Source organism: Synechocystis sp. PCC 7339 (genome assembly GCF_019924095.1).
Taxonomy (GTDB): Bacteria; Cyanobacteriota; Cyanobacteriia; order Cyanobacteriales; family Microcystaceae; genus Synechocystis.
In genome coordinates, this window is record NZ_CP063659.1 from 1,426,783 (window position 1) to 1,447,355 (window position 20,573).

Annotated in this window: 20 protein-coding genes; 7 read left to right on the forward strand and 13 right to left on the reverse strand. The window is 48.5% G+C overall.

What is annotated here, in order from left to right:
- Positions 1-69: 69 nt before the first annotated feature.
- From pta to hemC, 3 genes are all read right to left on the reverse strand, one after another.
- Positions 70-2,163: a phosphate acetyltransferase gene (gene pta, locus IQE94_RS06750; RefSeq protein ID WP_212716997.1), complete on the reverse strand. Its 2,094-nt coding sequence runs from the start codon at positions 2,161-2,163 to the stop codon at positions 70-72.
- Positions 2,164-2,812: 649 nt separating this feature from the next.
- Positions 2,813-4,705, reverse strand: a complete 1,893-nt coding sequence (locus IQE94_RS06755) for a GNAT family N-acetyltransferase (RefSeq protein WP_212716998.1) — start codon at positions 4,703-4,705, stop codon at positions 2,813-2,815.
- A gap of 146 nt (positions 4,706-4,851) precedes the next feature.
- Positions 4,852-5,814, reverse strand: coding sequence for a hydroxymethylbilane synthase (gene hemC / locus IQE94_RS06760; RefSeq protein WP_212717000.1), 963 nt, complete (start codon positions 5,812-5,814; stop codon positions 4,852-4,854).
- Positions 5,815-5,898: 84 nt separating this feature from the next.
- Here hemC and IQE94_RS06765 point away from each other — a divergent pair, with 84 nt between their 5' ends.
- On the forward strand, positions 5,899-7,119 hold the full coding sequence (locus IQE94_RS06765) for an AZOBR_p60025 family cell surface glycopolymer formation protein (protein WP_223342960.1): 1,221 nt from the start codon (positions 5,899-5,901) through the stop codon (positions 7,117-7,119).
- Positions 7,120-7,149: 30 nt separating this feature from the next.
- On the opposite strand, the gene rsfS is transcribed toward IQE94_RS06765, so the two are convergent.
- From rsfS to trpS, 4 genes are all read right to left on the reverse strand, one after another.
- A complete protein-coding gene (gene rsfS, locus IQE94_RS06770; protein ID WP_223342961.1) occupies positions 7,150-7,614 on the reverse strand; it encodes a ribosome silencing factor in 465 nt (154 codons plus the stop codon).
- Positions 7,615-7,698: 84 nt separating this feature from the next.
- Complete coding sequence (gene yqeK, locus IQE94_RS06775; RefSeq protein ID WP_212717005.1) at positions 7,699-8,277, reverse strand: bis(5'-nucleosyl)-tetraphosphatase (symmetrical) YqeK; 579 nt, start codon at positions 8,275-8,277, stop codon at positions 7,699-7,701.
- A gap of 319 nt (positions 8,278-8,596) precedes the next feature.
- On the reverse strand, positions 8,597-8,764 hold the full coding sequence (locus tag IQE94_RS06780) for a hypothetical protein (RefSeq protein ID WP_190599368.1): 168 nt from the start codon (positions 8,762-8,764) through the stop codon (positions 8,597-8,599).
- Between the two features lie 144 nt (positions 8,765-8,908).
- A complete protein-coding gene (gene trpS / locus IQE94_RS06785; RefSeq protein ID WP_212717006.1) occupies positions 8,909-9,928 on the reverse strand; it encodes a tryptophan--tRNA ligase in 1,020 nt (339 codons plus the stop codon).
- A 277-nt stretch (positions 9,929-10,205) separates the two neighbouring features.
- On the opposite strand from trpS, the gene IQE94_RS06790 reads away from it, so the two are divergent.
- Complete coding sequence (locus tag IQE94_RS06790) at positions 10,206-10,430, forward strand: Calvin cycle protein CP12 (protein ID WP_194013498.1); 225 nt, start codon at positions 10,206-10,208, stop codon at positions 10,428-10,430.
- A gap of 161 nt (positions 10,431-10,591) precedes the next feature.
- On the opposite strand, the gene IQE94_RS06795 is transcribed toward IQE94_RS06790, so the two are convergent.
- Complete coding sequence (locus tag IQE94_RS06795; protein WP_212717007.1) at positions 10,592-10,861, reverse strand: DUF3143 domain-containing protein; 270 nt, start codon at positions 10,859-10,861, stop codon at positions 10,592-10,594.
- Between the two features lie 196 nt (positions 10,862-11,057).
- On the opposite strand from IQE94_RS06795, the gene IQE94_RS06800 reads away from it, so the two are divergent.
- On the forward strand, positions 11,058-11,876 hold the full coding sequence (locus IQE94_RS06800; RefSeq protein ID WP_212717008.1) for an HpsJ family protein: 819 nt from the start codon (positions 11,058-11,060) through the stop codon (positions 11,874-11,876).
- Positions 11,877-11,886: 10 nt separating this feature from the next.
- Here the strand turns inward: IQE94_RS06800 and IQE94_RS06805 are convergent, their stop codons facing one another.
- From IQE94_RS06805 to IQE94_RS06815, 3 genes are all read right to left on the reverse strand, one after another.
- Positions 11,887-12,828, reverse strand: a complete 942-nt coding sequence (locus IQE94_RS06805) for a bifunctional riboflavin kinase/FAD synthetase (RefSeq protein ID WP_212717009.1) — start codon at positions 12,826-12,828, stop codon at positions 11,887-11,889.
- A gap of 156 nt (positions 12,829-12,984) precedes the next feature.
- The gene (locus IQE94_RS06810) at positions 12,985-13,707 is read right to left on the reverse strand and encodes an ABC transporter ATP-binding protein (protein ID WP_212717010.1); all 723 of its coding nucleotides are present in this window, start codon (positions 13,705-13,707) and stop codon (positions 12,985-12,987) included.
- Between the two features lie 106 nt (positions 13,708-13,813).
- Positions 13,814-14,041, reverse strand: coding sequence for a ferredoxin family protein (locus IQE94_RS06815; RefSeq protein ID WP_194013490.1), 228 nt, complete (start codon positions 14,039-14,041; stop codon positions 13,814-13,816).
- A gap of 167 nt (positions 14,042-14,208) precedes the next feature.
- On the opposite strand from IQE94_RS06815, the gene glmM reads away from it, so the two are divergent.
- Positions 14,209-15,654, forward strand: a complete 1,446-nt coding sequence (gene glmM, locus IQE94_RS06820) for a phosphoglucosamine mutase (RefSeq protein ID WP_212717011.1) — start codon at positions 14,209-14,211, stop codon at positions 15,652-15,654.
- 115 nt (positions 15,655-15,769) lie between these two features.
- On the opposite strand, the gene IQE94_RS06825 is transcribed toward glmM, so the two are convergent.
- Positions 15,770-16,903 (reverse strand): phosphotransferase enzyme family protein, encoded by a 1,134-nt coding sequence (locus IQE94_RS06825; protein WP_212717012.1) that lies wholly within the window; start codon positions 16,901-16,903, stop codon positions 15,770-15,772.
- A gap of 266 nt (positions 16,904-17,169) precedes the next feature.
- Here IQE94_RS06825 and thrB point away from each other — a divergent pair, with 266 nt between their 5' ends.
- A complete protein-coding gene (thrB, locus tag IQE94_RS06830) occupies positions 17,170-18,090 on the forward strand; it encodes a homoserine kinase (RefSeq protein ID WP_212717013.1) in 921 nt (306 codons plus the stop codon).
- A 66-nt stretch (positions 18,091-18,156) separates the two neighbouring features.
- Entirely contained in the window at positions 18,157-18,717 is a 561-nt protein-coding gene (locus IQE94_RS06835; RefSeq protein ID WP_223342962.1) for a DUF922 domain-containing Zn-dependent protease, read from the forward strand.
- On the opposite strand, the gene IQE94_RS06840 is transcribed toward IQE94_RS06835, so the two are convergent.
- Positions 18,714-19,442 carry a precorrin-2 C(20)-methyltransferase gene (locus IQE94_RS06840; protein WP_212717016.1) on the reverse strand — a complete coding sequence of 243 codons (729 nt, stop codon included), beginning with the start codon at positions 19,440-19,442 and terminating at the stop codon, positions 18,714-18,716. The genes IQE94_RS06835 and IQE94_RS06840 overlap by 4 nt on opposite strands.
- A 120-nt stretch (positions 19,443-19,562) precedes the next feature.
- Here IQE94_RS06840 and grrP point away from each other — a divergent pair, with 120 nt between their 5' ends.
- Positions 19,563-20,462: an extracellular substrate binding-like orphan protein GrrP gene (grrP, locus tag IQE94_RS06845; protein ID WP_212717017.1), complete on the forward strand. Its 900-nt coding sequence runs from the start codon at positions 19,563-19,565 to the stop codon at positions 20,460-20,462.
- The last annotated feature ends 111 nt before the right edge of the window (positions 20,463-20,573 follow it).

Below are 20,573 nucleotides of genomic sequence, written 5' to 3' on the forward strand. Positions count from 1 at the left end.
GCTTTAACAGTAAAATTGCCAGTTTACAAACAAATTTTAAGGGGAAAACTTAGCTGGTAATAAGTAAAATTATTTAACTTGTAGAGCCGTAATTACCACCGTATTGATAATATCCTCCACCAAACACCCCCGACTTAGATCATTAACTGGTTTATTTAATCCCTGTAAAATGGGGCCAATGGCAATCGCCTTTGTTTCTCTCTGCACTGCTTTATAGGTATTATTCCCCGTATTTAAATCGGGAAAAATAAACACCGTTGCTTTACCGGCCACTGCCGACCCTGGCATTTTCTGGGCCGCCACTGTGGAATCTACTGCCGCATCATACTGAATGGGGCCTTCCAGCGCTAAATCCGGTTCCCTTTCCTTGGCGATCGCCGTGGCTTGACGAACTTTTTCCACATCCGCCCCCTGTCCAGAAGAACCAGAGGAATAGGACAATAGGGCTACCCTGGGCTCAATGTCAAAATTCTTGGCCGTAGCGGCAGAAGTAAGGGCAATTTCTGCTAACTGTTCCGCATTGGGGTCGGGGTTAACAGCACAATCTCCATACACCAAAACCCGGTCGTCCAAACACATAAAAAAGACTGAAGAAACTAGGGAAAAACCTGGCTGGGTTTTAATGATTTGTAAAGCAGGGCGCACCGTATGTTGGGTGGTATTGACGGAGCCAGAAACCATGCCATCTGCTTCCCCCAAATGCACCATCATGGTACCGAAATAGGAAATATCAGTGAGGGTATCCCTGGCCATGGCCAGGGTTACGCCCTTATGTTTACGTAGCTGGTAATAGGTTTCGGCGTAGCGTTCCCGATCAGGGCTAGTTTTGGGGTCAATGAGGCGAACGTTGCCCAAATCCAGGCCAATGTGATGAATTTTCACCGTTTGCTCGATCGCCTCAATGTTTCCGAGTAAAGTCAAACGGACAATGCCATGGTTAATTAAACTGGCGGCGGCTTTGAGAATGCGGACTTCTTCCCCTTCTGGGAGAACAATGTGTCGTTGGGTGGCGGTGGCTGCCTGAACTAGATTGTAGAGAAAGAGTTTGGGAGTAATGCCCTGACTGCGGATCGTTTTGAGATAATTGAGTAATTTTTCTCCATCAATTTGTCGTTGAAACAGGGCAATGCTGTGGCGAATTTTATAGTTATCAGTGGGGCTTAGGGCGGGGTGGAGAGCTTCTAAACGGGAAGAAGTTTCGTGGGTGTGGGTGCTGGTTAGCAATAGAGGAGGGGCATCGGGTAAGCCCTCAATTAATTTCATAATGGCCGGTTCGGGATGGTAGTCCGCGGTGAGCAAAATACCGGCAATGCTGGGGTAGTTGAGGGAGCGGTGGGCCTGCATCGCCCCCAAAATAATGTCTCCCCGATCGCCAGGGGTGATAATTAAAGTATTTTTTTCGTGCAACCAATGGAGGGCATGGGAAATGTGCATAGCTACCACCAAGTGCTGATAAACCAAGTTATCGAGCAAATCCGCACCGCTCAGCACTTGAGCATTTAAACCGGTGACAATTTCCCTCAGACGTAGGCTTTTCAGCATGCTGTCCTGGGGAATAGTGCCCAATACCATCGGGAGATCGCCATAATGCTGTTCCAGTTGGGCTTGAATTTCTGTAGCTAATTCCGGCTGGACTCGGTTAATAATTACTCCCACTACCTGACAAGACTCCTCTTCATAGGAATTCAGGGCCATATCAATGGGCTGCAAACTATCGGCAATGGTGTTACCCATGGCATTACCCAATAGCAAAATGGGACAGTTCAACATCTTGGCGATCATGGTATTGAGGTTAAACTCAAAAGCCGACTCCTCCCCCAAATAATCCGAGCCTTCACAGAGGATAAAATCTACCTGATCCGCCAAATGGCGATATTTAGCCAAAATTCGGTCTAATACCTGATCAATGGCCCCATCTGAGGCTAAACTTACCGCTTCGTAGAAATACAAACCAAAGGAATCAGTATAGGTTTGTTGGAGACGAAAATTTTCCAGCACCAGAACAATATTGTTATCATGTTTGCCATTAACTGGGTCTTGGATAATGGGACGAAAATAGGCAATACGGGTAGTTTTTTTGAGAATTAAGTCTAAAATACCCAATACCACCAGGGATTTACCACTGCGGGCTTCGGTGGTGCTCAAATATAGGGAACTAGTCATAATTTAAATAGCCTCAACATAGCTAGTAATGGTTTTATCCAGAAAAATTCACTAAAACTGTTTCCCCGGAGAACCTGATCCGCAATTGAGTATTAACCATTACAAATTACTCTTTTTCATTGCCCCACATACCTAATTAGTAACTCTTTTTCCAAAGGAATAAATTATAATTTAGTAAAGTTTTATGAAGCAAATCCAGTAGATCTAAAGACGTATTTAAAAAGCCAAGAAAGATTTCATGACCTCTATCATCAATCTAGTACATCTCTAGCTTAAAAAGTTGCGTTTTGCAAAAAAGCCCCTGTGATCAAGAGTGGTAAAAAAATGCTAATATTTCATAGGCTGGATACAAAACCGAAAAAATATTCCCCTGCATTACCCATTTATGAATCGAACAGGTTTTAGAAGGAAGAGTTTATCCAGCCATAATGGCCATGGGGGTTGTGATCACACCCAACATAGCCAATACACTGATAATTTTGAGAAAAAGATTAAAGAATATCGATTTCTATTCACTCCTAAATGACTTTGCCATTCAGTTTAGCCCGATTTATGGTGGATTTCAGGATTAATCAGGTCAAAAGGGTGGCCAACAGTGAGACAGTAAAAATAAAACTAGCTGAAGACGTTGGAATGACGATCAAATCTGCTAATTGAAAAACATTTTTAATGCATAAACCCCTTCACTCATACGGCGTTCTAGGCGAAAGTTCATTTTCTCGAATAGGTGCAACATGGCCCGATTTTCCAGCAAAACATCGGCGGTAAAACCAAGTAAACCTTGTTTTTTGGCCAATTGGGTCAAATAATTCAACAATAAAGTACCAATGCCCTGTTTGTGGTAGTCATCCCGCACAACAAAGGCTACTTCCGCTGTGTGGCTATCTTCGTTAAGGGCATACTGACCGACTCCGACAATGACCTCTTGATGTTGTTGTTTGACAATCGCCAGAATAATTATTTCTTCGTTGTAGTTAATCACCGAAAATTGTTGTAATCTCTGGTGGGGCATATCAGTACGTACCGACATAAAACGTCGCACCAAACTTTCATCGGAAAGGGCATAAAAGAAATTTTTTAAGTTAGGTTCATCGTTAAATTTCACTGGTCTAAGCCATAATTCCAACCCGGTGCGGGTGGTGCGATAGGTTTCCAGATGTTCAGGATACTCCCCTTGTTGCCCGGTAATAAAAGCCTGGTCAGCATAAATTAAATGATGCTTTTTCGCCTGCTCAATTAACCAAGGACGAAATTTGGGATGGGCGATCGCCGTTAACTGCATGGCCCGTTCCCGAATATTTTTACCATGGAGATAGGCAATGCCATACTCTGTGACCACGTAATGAATGTCCCCCCGATTAAGGGTAATGCCCACCCCTTCCCGGAGAAAAGGCACAATGCGGGAAATGGTGTCATTTTCGGCGGTGGATTCCAGAGCTAAAATGGTACGCCCCCCTTTGGCCATTACTGCTCCCCGCATAAAATCTGCTTGGCCACCGATGCCACTGTAAAAATTGCTGCCCAGGGATTCGGCGGTGGATTGTCCTGTCAAATCAATTTCTAGGGCACTATTGATGGCCACCATATTGTTGTGGTTGGCAATGGTAATGGGATGATTGGTGTAATCAACGGTGCGAAATTCCACAGCGGGATTATCGTTTAAATAGTCGTAGGTATCCCTACTACCCATGCAAAAAGTTGCCACCACTTTGCCCCGATTTCTCGTTTTTTGACTATTATTTACCGCCCCACTTTTAAGCAGTTGCACCAGCCCATCGGAAATTAATTCCGTATGCACCCCCAAATTTTTTTTGTTACTTAAATAACTCAACATTGCATCGGGAATACTGCCATAACCCACCTGAATGGTGTCCCCGTCCTGGATTAGACTGGCGACATATTTACCAATGCGTCCGGCGAGAATATTGTCCCGCTCCATTTGATATTCCAACAGCGGTTCATCATGGGCAATGATATAGTCCAATTTTTCCAGGGCAATGAACCCATCCCCATGGATTCTTGGCACTTTGCTGTTCATTTGGGCAATGACTAAAGACGCCTGCTCCACTGCCGCTTTGACAATATCCACACTCACCCCCAAATTGACATAGCCATGGTCATCGGGATAGGAAGTTTGAATTAGGGCCACGTCGATGGGCACAAATCCCTGCTCAAATAATCCCGGTACTTGGGAAAGAAAAATGGGGGTATAGTCTGCTAGGCCTTCATTAACGGCGCTACGGGTGTGGTGGCCGATGAAAAAGGAATTATGGCGGAAGTTTTTGGCAAATTTGCTATCGGTATAGGGCGCTAAACCGAGGGTCCAGACCTGGAGCACTTCCGCATCAAATAAGGATTTGGGATGGGCTTGTACATAGTTAACCAACTCCTGCACCAGGTATTGAGGTTCACCACAGGCCGTGCTGATAAATAGGCGATCACCCCGGTGAATATGGCTAAAAATTTCACTGTTGGATGCAAACTTTTGGGGATATTGGTTTTTTAATTGGGCTAATCGTTCTTGACGATCAGAATTAACCATGGTGCTTGACCGGGAAGAGTAAGGACAAGTATCTCGTCACCGAAGATGTTGCCGTTAATAAAGGTGAGGGTGTATCCCCCCATCAACAACGGGCAACTTTGTTTCTCCAAGTTTACAGGCTCACCCTCCAGCCAAGGTTAGATCGCCTATCCTCGTCCGACTTCTGCCAAGATTTCCGCTAGAATTTCTCCTGCTCCCTGTTCCCGGAGTTTGAGTGCAAGATCCTGTCCCAATTTTTCCGCTTCGTTCCGGGGGGCACTGAGGGCATCCTTAATCAACCTTTGGCCATCCAAACTGGCTACCATGCCGGTGAGAGTCAGATTATCTCCGTCTAAATGGGTATTAACACCAATCGGCACTTGGCAACCCCCTTCCAATTGGCGCAGAAAGGCCCGTTCCGCTAAGCAACGATCCCGACTATCTTCGTCTTCCAAAACTTTTAGGAGGCTGAGAATTTCCCCATCGCCGTCCCGACATTCAATACCCAGGGCCCCCTGACCCACCGCATGGAGGGAAATTTCCGGGGGAATGAGTTGATCAATGCGATTGGCCATGTCTAAGCGCTCCAGACCAGCGGCGGCCAAAATGATGGCATCGTACTCATTGCTATCTAATTTGGCCAAACGGGTATTAACGTTGCCCCGCACATCCTTAAAAGTTAAATGGGGAAAGTGGTACCGCAGTTGGGCCAGGCGGCGGAGGGAAGAAGTTCCAATTACAGCCCCTTCCGGCAGGGAAGCCAGGTCTTTGCCTTGGTGTTTGGCGTTGAGAACCAAAGCATCGGCGGGGTTAACCCTTTTGGTAACGCAACCGAGCATCAAGCCCGCTGGTAAATTGGTGGGCAAATCCTTGAGGGAATGGACGGCTAAGTCGGTTCTTTTGGCCAGCATGCCGTCTTCCAATTCCTTGGTGAACAGTCCTTTATCACCAATTTTGGCCAGGGCCACGTCCAAGACAATGTCCCCTTGGGTATTCATGGTTTCGACATCAAATTGGCGATCGGGGAAGTGCTTTTGTAATTCTTCCTGCACCCAATAGGTTTGCACGAGGGCTAGTTGGCTTTTCCGTGAGCCTATCCGAACTGTGGGAGCAGAGGTCGAAACAGTCATGAAACTTAAAAAATATTGTTAAAAATAGACTCGATCTAGCATAGCATCAGAGGCTATCGGCCTTGGTTCTCCTTCTGTAAAGCAATGGGGAAACTAATTAACTCTGGCTGTTGCCGTTACTATCCCAACCCGATCGCCGTGGACAATATTTCTCCCCAGGTCAGTCATAAAACTAAATTTCCCTTTGGGCCGATGTTGGTGGCCTTGGGGCTGGCGATCGCCGTGGCGAGCTATTTTTATTGGGCTAAATTTGACGGCCAGATCACGGGATTTTTCCGCATTGGGTCGGTGTTGCCCCTGTCCCCGTTGTTGAACCCGGCGGAAACGTTAATTTATCAAGGGGAATTGGGTTACGACGGCCAGCAATTCTTGACCATCGCCCTGGATCCGGGCTTGCAAAATGACGGTTCCATTGCTGCCTTAGACCATCCCAGTTATCGTTATCGCCGCATTCTTTATCCCCTGCTGGGCTACCTACTAGGTTTGGGCAATCCAGTATTAATTCCCTGGGCTTTGATGTTGATTAACATTTTGGCGATCGCCGTTTGTACAGGATTAACGGCTATATATTTGCAACACGGGAAATATCTGGGAACACAAGCCTTGGCGCTGCTGGCAATTCCGGGGGTGTGGATGGTGTTATTTCTCTCCACAGCGGACTTACTGGCCAGTGTTTTTAGTTTGGGGGCAGTGGTCTGCCAAGCAATCTTTCCCCCCTATCAAAATAAAAAGTGGTGGTTGGTGCCCTTTCTCCTTGCTTGGGGATTATTAACGAGGGAAACGACCCTAATTATCTGGCTGGCCATTGCTTTGACCCTGGTGAAAAAACGGCAATGGCGATCAATTGGGGCCTTATTTCTCAGCTTAGTGCCGATGATCCTCTGGTTGGGCTATATCCAGGGGCGACAGTTACCCGGCGGCAGTGGTACCGGCAACTTTGGCTGGCCGTTGGTGGGCATTTGTGAAAAATTTCATAGTTTAATGCAAGGGGGACTCAACGGTAACAACGTCTACGAAGGCTATTTATGGTGTCTGCTTTGGTTAACTTTTGCTCTATTAGTATGGTTTACCCGGCCACCCAGACAGTCCCCTAAGACCCTCACCTACGCCGGTGGTCTCTATGGGGGATTGTTACTGGTGGCCAGCTTTTACATTTTGAATTATTACCTCAACTACAGCCGGGTGTTTCTGGACGTGTTCCTACTCACCATCCTGGCGATGGCTCCCACATCAAGGTTGATCCGCTGGACTTATCTGGCGATCGCCGGTTTGGGAAGCATCACTTTTTTACTGCTGAAATCCTAACCAGGACATCAATCACAGCCCAGGCAACTGTTAGGGGGAAGGGGGCGGATTGTAGGCAACACCGATCGCAGTGGCAATATCCGCCAAAGTCTGTTCCTGGGCATGGCCCCAAAAAGCTTCCAATTTATAAAATTCCCGTTCCTCCGGCATGAAGGTATGGACGAGAACATCACCAAAATCCTGTAACACCCAAATGCTTTCATTATTCCCCTCCGTGTGGGTGGGGAGTTGACCATGGATAAGTTCCACTTGCTTTTCAATATTGTCGGCGATCGCCCGGACTTGGGTGCGGGAAAATCCAGTGGAGATGACAAAATAATCCGCCAGATAGGACACATCCGTAACCTTGAGAATGACCAAATCCCCGGCTTTGCGTTCTTCGGCGGCTTGGGCAATGGTCCACACCAAATGTTCGGTGGCGGGGGCATCAGCGGGAACGGTGGGATTAACGGTCAAAGTGGGGGGAGATGCATCAAAGCGGGAAATTTCAGTCATGTAGAATTTTGTCAACTCCAAAAAACGATGGATAGGTTAGGAGGTATTTTTCTAGTGTAGCCAGAACCCCCGGCAATATTGTGCCTACTTTGTCATTTGTAACGACCAATTGCGGGTCAAAATCACCTGGGGATGGATAACTTTGTGATGTTTGATTAAATAGGTCAAGGTTTGCTCACAGGTAAGACGCACTGCTTGGTGGAGATTGTGTTGAGCCACTTGACGTAGTTTTTCTAGCTCCAAGCTATTGCCCCTAGTGGGCTCCAGGGCATCAGCCACAAAAATCAGGCAGGCCAAAGGATCCATGGGCACCGCCCCCAAAGTATGACAACGAATTGCAGTCAAAACATCTGGGTCACCAACCCCAAATTCCTCTGCGGCGACAATTGCACTGACATCAGCATGGATGAGATGGGGACTGGCCTGCAAAATTGGATCGAGAGGTAAATTATGCTCCTCGGCGATCGCCAATAGTTTGGCCGGCGGGAAAAACTTAGCTAAATCGTGCAGTAGTCCTGCTTGTCCAGCCTTGATCCGGTCTACCCCATGGAGGGGAGCCCATTGCACTGCAGTCTGTTCAACCCCCAAAATATGGTCTAACCGTTGGGGGGAAACATTGCGCTTTAGCCATTGAATTACCCCACCCCGGTCTAACTCAGCCATGGCCAAAAAATAAATGTTCTCCGAAATAAAAAGTAATGGTTTAGGACGAAAACTTCGTCTTAGGGCTCGTTTGTAAAGTCTTATTTTGCCCCCTAAATCTCTTCACTAAAGCTCTGGCAATACTAGGGGACTTTGACTGTGTTTCCCCCCAAGCTTGGGGGGCAGGAGGGCTTTTCAAACACGTTCTTAGGGAAAACAAGTCGCTCCCCAATTAGAGTTGATTCGCCAAATTTACAGACAACAAACGGCGGGCCGAAACCCACCGATCGCCGTTATTTTATGGAGAGTTTCAGCCACCATTAGGGGCGCTAAAAATAGGTTAAACGTCGCTGGCGGCACCGTTATTGCTGGAGCCATTGGAGTCACTTTGTTGCCTTTGACCACCGGAATAGCGGCGGTTTTGGGTGCGACTGGCGGAGCGAAACTGACGGGCATAAGCACGATTACGTTCAGCTTTTTCCTTCTTTAAATTACGACGTTTTGCCATTGTTTGTTCCTCATGAAATATAGTTTACAGACCACTTCTGAGTCCGATTGCGGTCGTCGTGCTACGGGAAGTTTGCACAGAAAATGTTCGGCCGTGAAGGCGCATCCCAAACCCGATCTTAACACGGCCCCCGGTGCCCCGATGCTAAGCACTAGTGGGGGGCGCTAAAAACCCCAGGGCATCCCGCACCCTAGTCAAGGTTTGGTGGGCTGTGTGACTAGCTTTAGTGTTACCAGCTTGGATGATGCGGTCTAATTCCCCCCGATCAGCCAAAATTTCCGCATATTTTGCTTGGATTGGTTCCAGGGCGGCGATCGCCGTTTCGGTCAGTAGGGGCTTGAATTGACCCCAACCCATCTCGGCACATTCCTTAGCCACCGCTGCCTTGGTTTGATTACTCAACAGAGTGTACAAAGTCAGCAAGTTGTGACATTCGGGGCGTTCCGGATCGTCAAACCATAAACCCCGCTGGGGATCGGTCTTACATTTTTTAATTTTCTTTTGAATTACCTCCGGCGGATCCAACAGATTAATGCGACTCAGTTCCGACTCATCGGATTTAGACATTTTTTTGGTGCCATCGGCCAAGCTCATCACTCTAGCACCTTCTTTACGAATCAGGGGTTCCGGTAATTTCAACACCGGTGCATCTTCCCGGCCAAATTTGTCGTTAATGCGAATGACAATATCCCGAGTCAGTTCCAAATGTTGCTTTTGGTCTTCCCCCACTGGCACCTTATCGGCGTCATAAAGCAAAATATCCGCAGCCATAAGCACGGGATAGTCCAGTAGACCCACGCTAACGTTTTCCCCCTGTTTAACCGCCTTTTCTTTAAATTGAATCATGCGTTCTAGCCAATTGAGGGGAGTGATGCAGTTGAGCAACCAGGCTAATTCACTGTGGGCCGCCACATGGGACTGGACAAAAATGGTGGAATGCTGCAAATCAATGCCACAGGCGAGGTATAGGGCCGCAATGATGAGGGTATCCTGGGCTAAGGTTTGGTGGTTATGGGGCACCGTGATGGCATGGAGGTCCACCACACAAAAAAAGTTATCGTAATGTTGCTGTTGCTCGACCCAGCTACGGATAGCTCCTAGATAGTTACCCAGGTGCAGATTTCCTGTGGGCTGAACTCCAGAAAGGATACGTGGCTTGTCCATGGTGGTGGTTGACCTATGAGCGAAAGTAAACTTAATTAAACTTGGGGATTGGTTTAGTTGACCCAATGCTTTCCCCTAGGAAACTGTTGTGATTATTTTCACAATTCTTAATACTATCCCCGGCGGTGGCCCCCCAGGCCCCCATGGGATAAGTTGGGGTTGGCAAAGTGAGGAAAACCGCATATTCCCGTTGTGGTTTCTTCTACCCAAAGCCAACCAAATTCGCTAACATGAATGAGCCTTACTCTCTGTAGATAATCGTAGGCGGTTAAACTTTATGAGCAATATTCAAGAAAAAATCGAACAGGAGCTAGCCAACGCTAGACAAGTTTGCGGTGCCGATGAAGCTTCTCCGGCGGAGTGTGCTGCAGCCTGGGATGCGGTGGAAGAGCTAGAAGCGGAAGCCTCCCACCAACGTCAACAACATCCGGCCCAAACCCCTCTAGAAAAATTCTGTGACGAAAACCCCGACGCTGCCGAGTGCCGTATTTATGACGACTAGGGGAAAGTAGCCCCAACCCACTAGCCATAACTGGCGATCGCCAGGATTCCCGAAACGATGTTTTTGGTTGAAGCAGTGACAATTTCCTGGGGGTTGTTACTGCTTTTTGATGTTTGTGCTGAAGGGATGGGGGAAAACCATATCTCCCTGCGGTAAAATACCTAAGGCCCTTCCAGTACCGCGGCCTCTACATCTTGGCGACTGAGGGAGTATTTAAAGCTTCGTACCACTTTGCGCTGGGGTTGCTGGGGGAAGTAGCAGATGACTATTTCCTCCGTGTCCAAACTCAGTTCCGCATCCCAATCCCCCTGCTTAAGCATCCAACAATGGCGATCGCCCCGATCTTGCTGACAACCCAGGGCCATGAGCCAGCGTTCTAGTTGCGGTAGGGGATGGTTGTAAAGGGGGGTTTCCGGTGCGGGGAGACTCATGGGCAATGGCAAAATGGAAAATAATTTGGTGGACGTTGGCTTAATTCGCCTAATCTAATCTAGACCATCTGACTTTGATCTTGGATCTTGTTTGAACCTCCAATGGGAGGCGGCTCCAACGCTAAAATTGCCCCCCATGCTAGGAAAGTGCTTAGCTAAGATGGCGTATAGTATATTGCGTTACTCTCTGGAATCTATGAACATCCCTGCCTTTACCGCCCTGACGTTGAAGTTGTTTGGCGTTATTTTTGTCCTCATTGCCCTACTGGATTTTATTAGCCTCATTTTCCCTCTGCAAATGGCTGATCCCCAGTGGCAGTTGACGACGATAACGGGCATTGTCGACCGGGGCATAGTGCCCATGTTGGGTGTGGGGTTGATTTCCCTTGGTTACTTGGTGGATACCATGGCGCAAACCGCTGGTGTGGCCCCCAAAGGTGGTTTTGATTTGCGGATGCCTGTTTATATTTTGGCGATCGCCCTGGGATTGGTCTTTTTATTGTTGATCCCCATACATTTGACCAATGTGAACCAAATTAAGACAGCGGAGTTGGCCCAACTAGAAACCCAGATTGGCCAGGGTCAACAGCAGGTTGAAGGGGCCCTCAGACAATTTGATGCCCTTTCCCAAAATCCAGAGGCATTGGAACAACAAATCAAAGAAGGGGAACAACTGTTAGCCGCCGGTCAGGTGAATGGCAACCCCCTCAACCAAGAGCAGTTAGCTAATATTGAGCGCCAGGTCAACGAACTCAAAGGTCTCCAGGAAATGTCCAAAGACCCGGCCGCCCTGAAGGCAAAAATGGAAGAAATCAAAACTAATTTAGAAACCCAGGTGGCGGAGCAACGACAAAAAGTGGAAAGCCAAGCCTCTAACCAAGCTCTCAAACAAGGTTTACGGGTGGGACTGAGCAGTTTAATGCTCTCCATCGGTTTTGCCGCCTTTGGCGCTTTGGGTCTGAGGAATTTACTTTCCGCTCCCCCGAATCCCCCCAGTGCCGATCCCCTTGCCTAGATTAGGGCCGTTAGGGCATAGCCCCATCCAGATTAAGTAACTTTTCTGCCTGACGACAATCCCGACCGATCTGATTTTTTAATTGGTCCAGGCCGGAGAATTTTGTTTGGGCTCGGAGATAGTGCGTCAAACCCACCTCCAAGCCTTGGCCATATAAATCCCCCGACCATTGCAGTAGATGCACTTCCGCTGAAGCTTCCTGGCCGTTGACCGTGGGGCGATCGCCAAGGTTAATCACCGCTGGTATGGGCACTTCCAAGGCATCTAGACGAACCCAACCCGCATAAACTCCATACTTGGGCCAGAGCTTATCCTCCGGCAAACAAAGATTAGCGGTGGGAAAGCCCAATTTACGACCCAATTGTTGTCCCTGCACCACCGTCCCCCGCAGGGCATAGGGCCTTCCCAACAAATGATTAGCCATGGCCAACTTGCCTTCTTTTAGGGCCCGGCGAATGCGAGAACTACTAACTCTTTCCGTATCTGTTTGCTCCAACTGGGCGATCGCCACTGTGATGCCAAATTCTTGACCGAGGTTTTGTAAATCCTGGACATTGCCCTGCCGTTGGTGGCCAAAGCAAAAATCCTGGCCGACGCTGATAAATTGGGCTTGCAACTGCTCCACTAAGATAGATTGGACGAATTGTCTGGGGCTAAGGTTGGCTAGGTTTTCCGTAAAGGGTAACAACACCAATTGTTCAATGCCGATCGCCGTCAATTGTTCCAATTTCTCTGGCAAAGGAGTCAATAAAGGTTGGGTGCGCCCACTGAAAAAACTGCGGGGATGGGGATTAAAACTAACCACCGCTGAATGTAAGGCATATTCCAGTCCTTGGGCAAAATCCATCACTTGGCGCAACACCGCCCCATGCCCCCGATGGACCCCATCAAAGTTTCCCAAGGCGATCGCCGTGGGGGTTTGTAAAACATTGGTGGTGGAAAGAATACGCAAAGTAATTGGCAGTTAATTAATGGCAACTAATCGTTCAGGGCAAAAAAAGTCATTATTCCCAGAATGAGGAAGTTTTGTTGAGAGATTTTAGGGATTTTGCGAATACTGAGCAATCATTCAAAAAATTTGGTCTAAACTCCGCCGCTCCCGAAAACTTTACTTGTGATACGCTGCCCCCAAATAAAGTTCTCCCACCAAAGGATCATGGAGTAGACTTTGCCCCGACCCTTCCAACTTATCCTGCCCATTTTCCAGCACATAACCCCGATCAGCCATCATCAAGGCTTGTTTCGCATTTTGCTCTACTAAAATAATCGCCTTACCAGTGGAATTAATCGCCTTAATTTGGGCAAACACGTCCTTGACCAAAATGGGCGATAGGGCCGCCGACGGTTCATCCAGAAGCAACAAATCCGGGTCTAACATTAAAGCTCGACCCATGGCCAACATTTGTCGTTCCCCCCCCGATAAAGTTCCAGCCCTCTGGTTACGGCGTTGGGCCAATTTGGGAAACATGGTGTAAATGCGGTCCTTGAGGGTTTGGGTGGGGCCCTGGTGTAAAAAAGCCCCCATATCCAAGTTTTCCGCCACCGTCAGAGTGCCAAACACGTTACAAACCTGGGGCACATAGCACATACCCCGGCGCACAATTTGGTCAGAACCAAGGCCAGCAATGTTTTTACCCTTAAAAATAATCTCCCCCTGGCTGGGGGTCAGTAAACCAAAAATGGTTTTGGCTAGGGTGGATTTTCCCGCTCCATTGGGGCCAATAACTGTGACCAACTCCCCCGGCGCAATGGAAAAATTAATGCCCTGCAAAATGGGCACATCAGCCACATAGCCAGCAAATACATCCTTAACAACGAGGAGGTCAGACATAGGTAAAGGGTAGAAAAGTTTGATCAACCCAGGCCGGTGAACTCAGTGAATATCAGTCAACTAGTCTTATTTAAGCTAGCCCAGGGCAGTTGGATTTCTCCCAACCCTAGGCAGAATTTTTTTGCAAATCGGGCCGTTCCTCCGGCAGAATAGCCCCCTCCACTGGACAGACCTGGAGACAAATGCCGCAATCAATGCAGGTGGCAAAGTCAATCCAGTACCAATCAGTGCCAATGGTATTTTTCCCGTCTCCGGGGTGAATGCAGGCTACGGGGCAGGCTTCTACACAATCGGCCACGCCTTCGCAGGTTTCCGTAACAATGGTGTGGGGCATATTTCGCCGGAATCAGAATTTCAAAATTTAACGGATTTTCACAAATCGTCACAGTTCTAAGGGTAGCGGACGTTCAACCTCTGAGGCAATCCACTAGAGCGCGATTTACCTGAAATTTCCCGAAGCAGTTATCCTGAGAGGAAGAATTGTGTGAGGAAAATTTTCAGATGGTTGCGTCCCCCATCCACAGCCGTGGTTTAGATTTGCCTTTGCCTTCAACGATGGGAGAATTCGGCCTCACCTTGCCCCAATCGCCATTGTTTGGTACGGACGGTATCCGGGGTAAGACGGGGGAATTGTTAACGGCGCCTTTGGCTTTATCCTTGGGCTTTTGGGCGGGACAGGTGTTGCAGCACCACGCCGATGGGGCCGGGCCGGTGATTATTGGCCAAGATTCTCGCCTTTCCAGTGACATGCTTGCCAACGCCATGGCCGCGGGTTTGAACAGTGCTGGGGTGGAGGTGTGGCAACTGGGGCTTTGTCCCACTCCCTGTGTGGCCTATCTGACCAGAAAGACAGCGGCGATTGGGGGCATTATGATTTCCGCTAGCCATAACCCACCGGAAGATAATGGCATCAAATTTTTTGATCACCAGGGACTGAAATTGACCAAATCCCTGGCCATGGCGATCGAAGCGGGACTGCGGGGCCAAAGCCAAACCTCTGCCCTAAATACCAGCCAGTGGGGCCGGAGCTACGGTCAACCCCAGCGTGTTCAGCATTACCAAGATTTTTTGCTAGGTAGTTTGCCCCAAACCTTAGATTTTCAAGGGCTAAAAGTGGTGCTGGATCTGGCCTGGGGGGCTTCAGTGAATTTAGCACCACATATTTTTCGCAGTTTAGGGACAGAGGTGGTGGCCCTGCATGATTTGGCCGATGGCAGTCAAATTAACGTCGATTGTGGCTCCACCCATTTACACCGTTTGCAAAGGGCGGTGCGAGAAACTGGAGCAGATTTAGGTTTTGCTTTTGACGGCGATGCGGACCGGGTGATGGCAGTGGATGCCCAAGGCCGCCCAGTGGACGGGGATTACATTCTCTTTTTGTGGGGTAAAACCCTCCAGCAAAGCAATCATTTGCCTGGTAACTTAATTGTCGGCACTGTCATGGCCAACTTGGCCTTCGAGCGGGCCTGGGAGCAGTTGGGGGGTAAATTAATTCGCACTGCGGTGGGAGACCAAAACGTCCAAGCCCAAATGTGGGAAACCGGGTCCATGCTGGGGGGAGAACAGTCGGGCCATATTATTTGTCACCACCATAGCTATTCCGGGGATGGCCTGCAGGCAGCCCTGCACCTAACGGCTCTAGTGCAACAGTCTGGTTTATCTTTGAGCGAACTGCTGTCGGAAAGTTTCCAACCCTATCCCCAAATTCTCCGCAATGTCAGGGTACTAGACCGGGAGCGTCGTTTACATTGGCAAGAATGCGCCCCTCTGCAACAGGCGATCGCCACGGCGGAAGAGTCTATGGGCATCACGGGAAGAATTTTAGTGCGGGCTTCGGGCACAGAACCCCTGATTCGGGTCATGGTGGAGGCAGCCTGTGCGGAGACGGCAGCCCATTGGTCGGAACAACTCACCAGGACGGTGCAAAGTTATTTGGGCGAGGGTTAACGATTACCAGTCAACAGTCAGCAAAAAGAGCGTTCAAAATCACGGTTCACTAGGTAGTTTAGAACCATGGCTAGCTGGGAGTTAGGTAGGAAACCCTGTTATCTGAGAGAATAGTTTATGCCCTAATGTCATTGATCATCCGACTGATGGCATCCTCTTGGTTTTGAATATCGGTAGCTAACTGAAATTGCACCAGAGCTCTGATCAGATTGTGCTCAGGATATTTAACTTTAAAATAGCGATCGCCGTTGAGGTAATCGGTAAAGAACCGCAGTCCCAACTCAAAGCTAATAAGGGCAATGGCGGAAAATAAATAATCGTAATCAGCGGCGGTGAGAAAATGCCGACATTGGGGTAAATAACCCGCCAAAATTGCGCGACAGAGCTCTAGATCAAATTCCACCGCTGACCAATTTTCCGTTTCTTCTCCCAATAGATTACAACCGGAACGCAAACAATCTCCCAAATCGTAATGGATTAAGCCTGGTTTGGTGGTATCCAAATCAATCACGCTGACCGCTTTACCCGATTGGCGATCGAACAAAATATTATTAACTTTAGGATCGCCGTGCATTAAGCGCAGGGGTAATTCCCCTTTGGCTTTGGCTTGTTCCAATACGCCGCAGCGGTCAATCCAGGTTTCAATTACCCTTTGGCAATAGTGAATTTCTGGGCTTAATGATCCCGTTAGCCTTGGGCTCTGGGCCAACGCCTGTTGATACTGCTCCAGATAAGCCGGCGTGTGGTGGAATCCGGGTAGGGTATCGACTAATTTGCTGGGGGAAAGATCGCTTAAAAGTTGATGGAAAATGCCGAGAGCCGTGCCCACTTCCCTGGCCTGGGTGGGGTTGGTCAGGGTGTCAAAGGACTCCGAACCGGCAATGAAACTAATGGCCCGCCAAAATTCGCCAGTGCCCGAATCCCAATGATCCTGATTATTTTTAGTTAAAATCACTTCTGGCATTAACCAAGAACGTTCCAGGGGGGATCGTTGTAGTTTTTGCTTAATATGGGTAGTCACCCAAACCATATTGCCCATCACCGCCGCAGGATTTTTAAATACCTGATGGTTGATCCTTTGCAAAACAAAACTAGTCTGGGTTTCGCCATCTAACTCCACTAAAAAAGTGTCATTAATATTGCCGTTGCCAAAGGATTTGATCTGGATAATTTTTCCCTGATGATCAAATTGATCCGCAATGGCAAAAACTTTTTCTTCTATGCTCAGTGTTTCCCCAGTGGATGCCATTGGTTAAGCTTTGCTCCCCAAATGAATATTAAGTGAGTATTAATAAATCGTCATCGGTTGAATAGATGGATATTTTAATCCCATTAATCCCATTACTGCATAGCCATCCGACCAGTTAGCCATGGCCTCGGGGGACTATTTTCGGGATAGTAGGAATTAATCATAGCCGCTAGGCGATCGCCTTTGGGTTAGCCCACTATTGCCTCTGGCCCAGACCAAGCCCGATAATGCCAGAGCATCAATCCCCATTTTTTCTGCTATTTGCCATGGTCAGCTTCACCGTTTCTGTGCCCGCCACCACCGCCAATATTGGCCCCGGCTTTGATTGTTTAGGGGCGGCCCTGGGATTATATAACCATGTCACGGTGACCAGCCCGACGGATCCGGAAGTTGATTTATTGATCGAAGCCCGGGGCAGGGACGGGGAAAAAATCAGCACCGACAAGGACAATTTACTCTACCAAGCCATTGCCTATTTTTATCAACAAACTGGGCAGTCTGTACCACCTCTCAAGCTAGAGATTGACTTGGAAATTCCTTTGGCGCGGGGTTTGGGTAGTTCGGCCACCGCTATTGTAGGGGGTTTATTGGCGGCCAATCAGACAGCGGGTAATCCCTGCACAACCTCAGAAATTTTGCAGATGGCGATCGCCATGGAAGGTCATCCCGATAATGTGGCCCCGGCTCTATTGGGGGGTTGCCAGTTAGCGGTCAAAGATAATGACCATTGGCAATTAATTGCCCTAGATTGGCCGAGCCAATTTGTGCCGGTGTTGGCCATTCCTAATTTTGAGCTATCCACTGAAGCCGCCCGGGCCGTTCTGCCCCATCAGTATGACCGTAGTGCCGCTATTTTTAATGCTTCCCACCTGGCGTTGTTAGTACAGGCCTTTAAGCAAAGTCGGGGGGACTGGTTAGCCCTAGCCCTCCAGGATCAAATCCATCAACCCTATCGCCAGAGTTTAATCCCCGCCTACGACCAGCTCCACCAAGCCGCCCTGGCCGCCGGAGCCTATAACCTAGTGATTAGCGGTGCCGGCCCCACCCTATTGGCGATCGCCGACGCAGTCCGGGCCCCCCAAGTCGCTTCTGCCCTAGTGGAAACTTGGCATAATGCGGGCATTGAGGCCGAAAGTCATTGTTTACCCATTGATACCAAAGGCGCAATCATTACTAAATTGAGGTAATCACTACCAACGGTGAACAGGCTGAGGAAAATGTATGTTAGAGCAATATTGCTTGGCCCATTAATAATGGTTTTGGGACTATTTTGGGTTGCCAGGGTAGGGGCGGAACCAATTATCAAAGTCGAATATAAATACTATTCTATTTATCCAAATACCAAATGGGATTTAAACGATGAATTAAATCGACGTAGCCCGATTATTTTTCAGGGTAAACGGTATCGTGGTTACACTCAATGGTTTGTGCGCTGGCAGTATCAATGGTGGTTCACGGCCCAACAATGTCAAATCACCACCGTTACCACCAACCTCGATGTTACCTATACCCTGCCCCGCATTCCCCCTAACCATGGCGCTGATCCAGAAGCCCGACGGGTTTTTAATCGCTACTTAGTGGCCCTGTTTAAACATGAGGAAAACCACAAAAATTCTGGCCTTTATGCAGCTAGGGCCATTGAAAAGGCTCTACTGAACCTGGGTCCATTTCCCCACTGTAAGGGTTTACAAACCAAAGCTGAAAGCACTGCTCAACAGATTGTCCAGCGTTACCGCCAAAGGGATCTGGATTACGATCGCCAAACAGATCACGGCCGCAAAGAAGGCATTATGATCGAAAATTTTCTCCGTTAATTTTTGCCAATCTTGTTTTGGTTTTGTTTAATTAATATCAGAGAAAAATAGGATAGGGGCAACTGGGGATAGTTCCGGAGGGGATGATAAATTTTTTCCTCGGTGGTAGAAACTTTTTCCAGCACCCAAGCCCGGTCTAATAGTTCCCTTTTGGCTAAAATTTCCCACACTTGTCCATACACCAGTCGCACTTTCATTAACACCACTACCTCCGCCCAATCCAACGCTTTTTCCAATTCTTCGGGGCAATATAATGCCGGCAAAATTGCTAATTTTTCTTCCTGGCAAGTGAGGGGTAAACCCAGGGCTGAAGCTCCGGCAAAGGGGGAACTCACCCCGGCGATGTAGTTGATCACCAACTGAGGATGGTTACTTTTTAGGGTCTGGGCAAGATAGGTGAAGGTGCTGTAAAAACTGATGTCTCCTTCGCAGGCAAAGGCCACGTCCAGCCCTTTTTCTAAGTATGGCCAAACTTCTGCCGCCGCTTCCTGCCAAGCCTGGGCCAAAATTGCCGCTGTTTGTACATAGGGAAATGTTAAGGGCAAGGAAATTTGTTCTGGGCTGAGGTGGGGAGCAATAATGCCCTCCGCAACCCCCGATCGCCCTTGGAGTCCGGCGGGAAAGGCCACCACAGGACAAGCTTGCAAAGTTTTCAACCCCTTGAGGGTAATTAACTCTGGATCACCGGGGCCAACGCTAACGCCGTGGAGAGTGCCAAGTGTCATGAACAAAGATGGAAATGGGGATAAAAATTATGATTTTTTGTTTGTAATAGTTCTTTACTTTACCCGGACAAAAGCCGGTCTATATTAGACTGGACGCAAACTTTTGGGTTAATTAATGCCATGTTCAAGCAGTTGTCAGCCACCTTCATTGGACTGTTACTCGCTACGGTGGGCGCCCAGGCGGCGATCGCCGAAACCGTAATGGAGAAAATTATTCGCACGGGTAATCTAACCATTGGGGCAAACCTGGACACTGTGCCCTTCTCCTATATCAACGAAAACAATGAGGTGGTGGGCTACTCCATTGACATTGCTGATCGTATCCGGGAGGAAGTGGGTAAGGAATTGGGGCGGGAAGTGGTTCTGCAAATTGTGGAAGTACAAGATATGAAAGATGCCCTGCCCAAGGTCAAAAACGGTGAGCTAGACATTGTCTGTAATACCGCCTTTACCTGGGAGCGGGACCGCTACGTTGACTTTACCGCTAGCTATGCAGTGGCTGGTGTCCAACTACTGGTGCCCAATGACACCCCGATCAATTCTCCCGAAACGTTAATGGGACGCCGGGTAGCCTTGGTGCCCAACACCATTGTGGAGGATGCAGTGAAAATTGCCCAAACTGACATCGAAGTGGTGCCCGTTACCAGTGTGCGGGCCGGTATGGAAGCCCTTAAAAAGGGCACAGTGGATGCAGTGGCGGCGGACGGCATTCAATTAGCAGGCCTAAGGCAGGTATTGGACATGCCTGACACCAAAATTATTCCCCAACCGGCGCAAATTAGGTATGGGGTCGGTTGTATGGTGCGGGAGGGCAATCCCAGCTTTTTGCGCTTGGCTAATCGGGCTCTGGTGCGGCTAGCGGAGGGCTATGTCCAGGGCGATCCGGAAGACGTGGCCATCGTTGACAAATGGATCGGTACCGAGGGAATTGTGCCAGTGGACAATGACAATCTGCGTCAATTCTTTAATTATCTGGTGATTACCCACGAGCAGGTGATGGAACCCAAAAATGGCCAGTAAATGAGGTTGATTTTGATGGATGGTAATTTGGTTGGCACGTTTTGGGGACTGTTCCGACCTTGGCTAAGCCTCACTCCCTAGCCCCATTGTTTTTGTCGATTTTTAGGTATT

Coding starts and splice junctions, on each gene's coding strand:
- IQE94_RS06825 (WP_212717012.1), bottom strand. CDS start 16,903: ATGGCATCCACTGGGGAAACACTGAGCATAGAAGAAAAAGTTTTTGCC.
- pta (WP_212716997.1), bottom strand. CDS start 2,163: ATGACTAGTTCCCTATATTTGAGCACCACCGAAGCCCGCAGTGGTAAA.
- trpS (WP_212717006.1), bottom strand. CDS start 9,928: ATGGACAAGCCACGTATCCTTTCTGGAGTTCAGCCCACAGGAAATCTG.
- rsfS (WP_223342961.1), bottom strand. CDS start 7,614: ATGACTGAAATTTCCCGCTTTGATGCATCTCCCCCCACTTTGACCGTT.
- glmM (WP_212717011.1), top strand. CDS start 14,209: ATGGTTGCGTCCCCCATCCACAGCCGTGGTTTAGATTTGCCTTTGCCT.
- IQE94_RS06790 (WP_194013498.1), top strand. CDS start 10,206: ATGAGCAATATTCAAGAAAAAATCGAACAGGAGCTAGCCAACGCTAGA.
- IQE94_RS06755 (WP_212716998.1), bottom strand. CDS start 4,705: ATGGTTAATTCTGATCGTCAAGAACGATTAGCCCAATTAAAAAACCAA.
- IQE94_RS06815 (WP_194013490.1), bottom strand. CDS start 14,041: ATGCCCCACACCATTGTTACGGAAACCTGCGAAGGCGTGGCCGATTGT.
- grrP (WP_212717017.1), top strand. CDS start 19,563: ATGTTCAAGCAGTTGTCAGCCACCTTCATTGGACTGTTACTCGCTACG.
- IQE94_RS06800 (WP_212717008.1), top strand. CDS start 11,058: ATGAACATCCCTGCCTTTACCGCCCTGACGTTGAAGTTGTTTGGCGTT.
- thrB (WP_212717013.1), top strand. CDS start 17,170: ATGGTCAGCTTCACCGTTTCTGTGCCCGCCACCACCGCCAATATTGGC.
- IQE94_RS06840 (WP_212717016.1), bottom strand. CDS start 19,442: ATGACACTTGGCACTCTCCACGGCGTTAGCGTTGGCCCCGGTGATCCA.
- IQE94_RS06835 (WP_223342962.1), top strand. CDS start 18,157: ATGGTTTTGGGACTATTTTGGGTTGCCAGGGTAGGGGCGGAACCAATT.
- IQE94_RS06780 (WP_190599368.1), bottom strand. CDS start 8,764: ATGGCAAAACGTCGTAATTTAAAGAAGGAAAAAGCTGAACGTAATCGT.
- IQE94_RS06765 (WP_223342960.1), top strand. CDS start 5,899: ATGGGGAAACTAATTAACTCTGGCTGTTGCCGTTACTATCCCAACCCG.
- hemC (WP_212717000.1), bottom strand. CDS start 5,814: ATGACTGTTTCGACCTCTGCTCCCACAGTTCGGATAGGCTCACGGAAA.
- IQE94_RS06810 (WP_212717010.1), bottom strand. CDS start 13,707: ATGTCTGACCTCCTCGTTGTTAAGGATGTATTTGCTGGCTATGTGGCT.
- IQE94_RS06795 (WP_212717007.1), bottom strand. CDS start 10,861: ATGAGTCTCCCCGCACCGGAAACCCCCCTTTACAACCATCCCCTACCG.
- yqeK (WP_212717005.1), bottom strand. CDS start 8,277: ATGGCTGAGTTAGACCGGGGTGGGGTAATTCAATGGCTAAAGCGCAAT.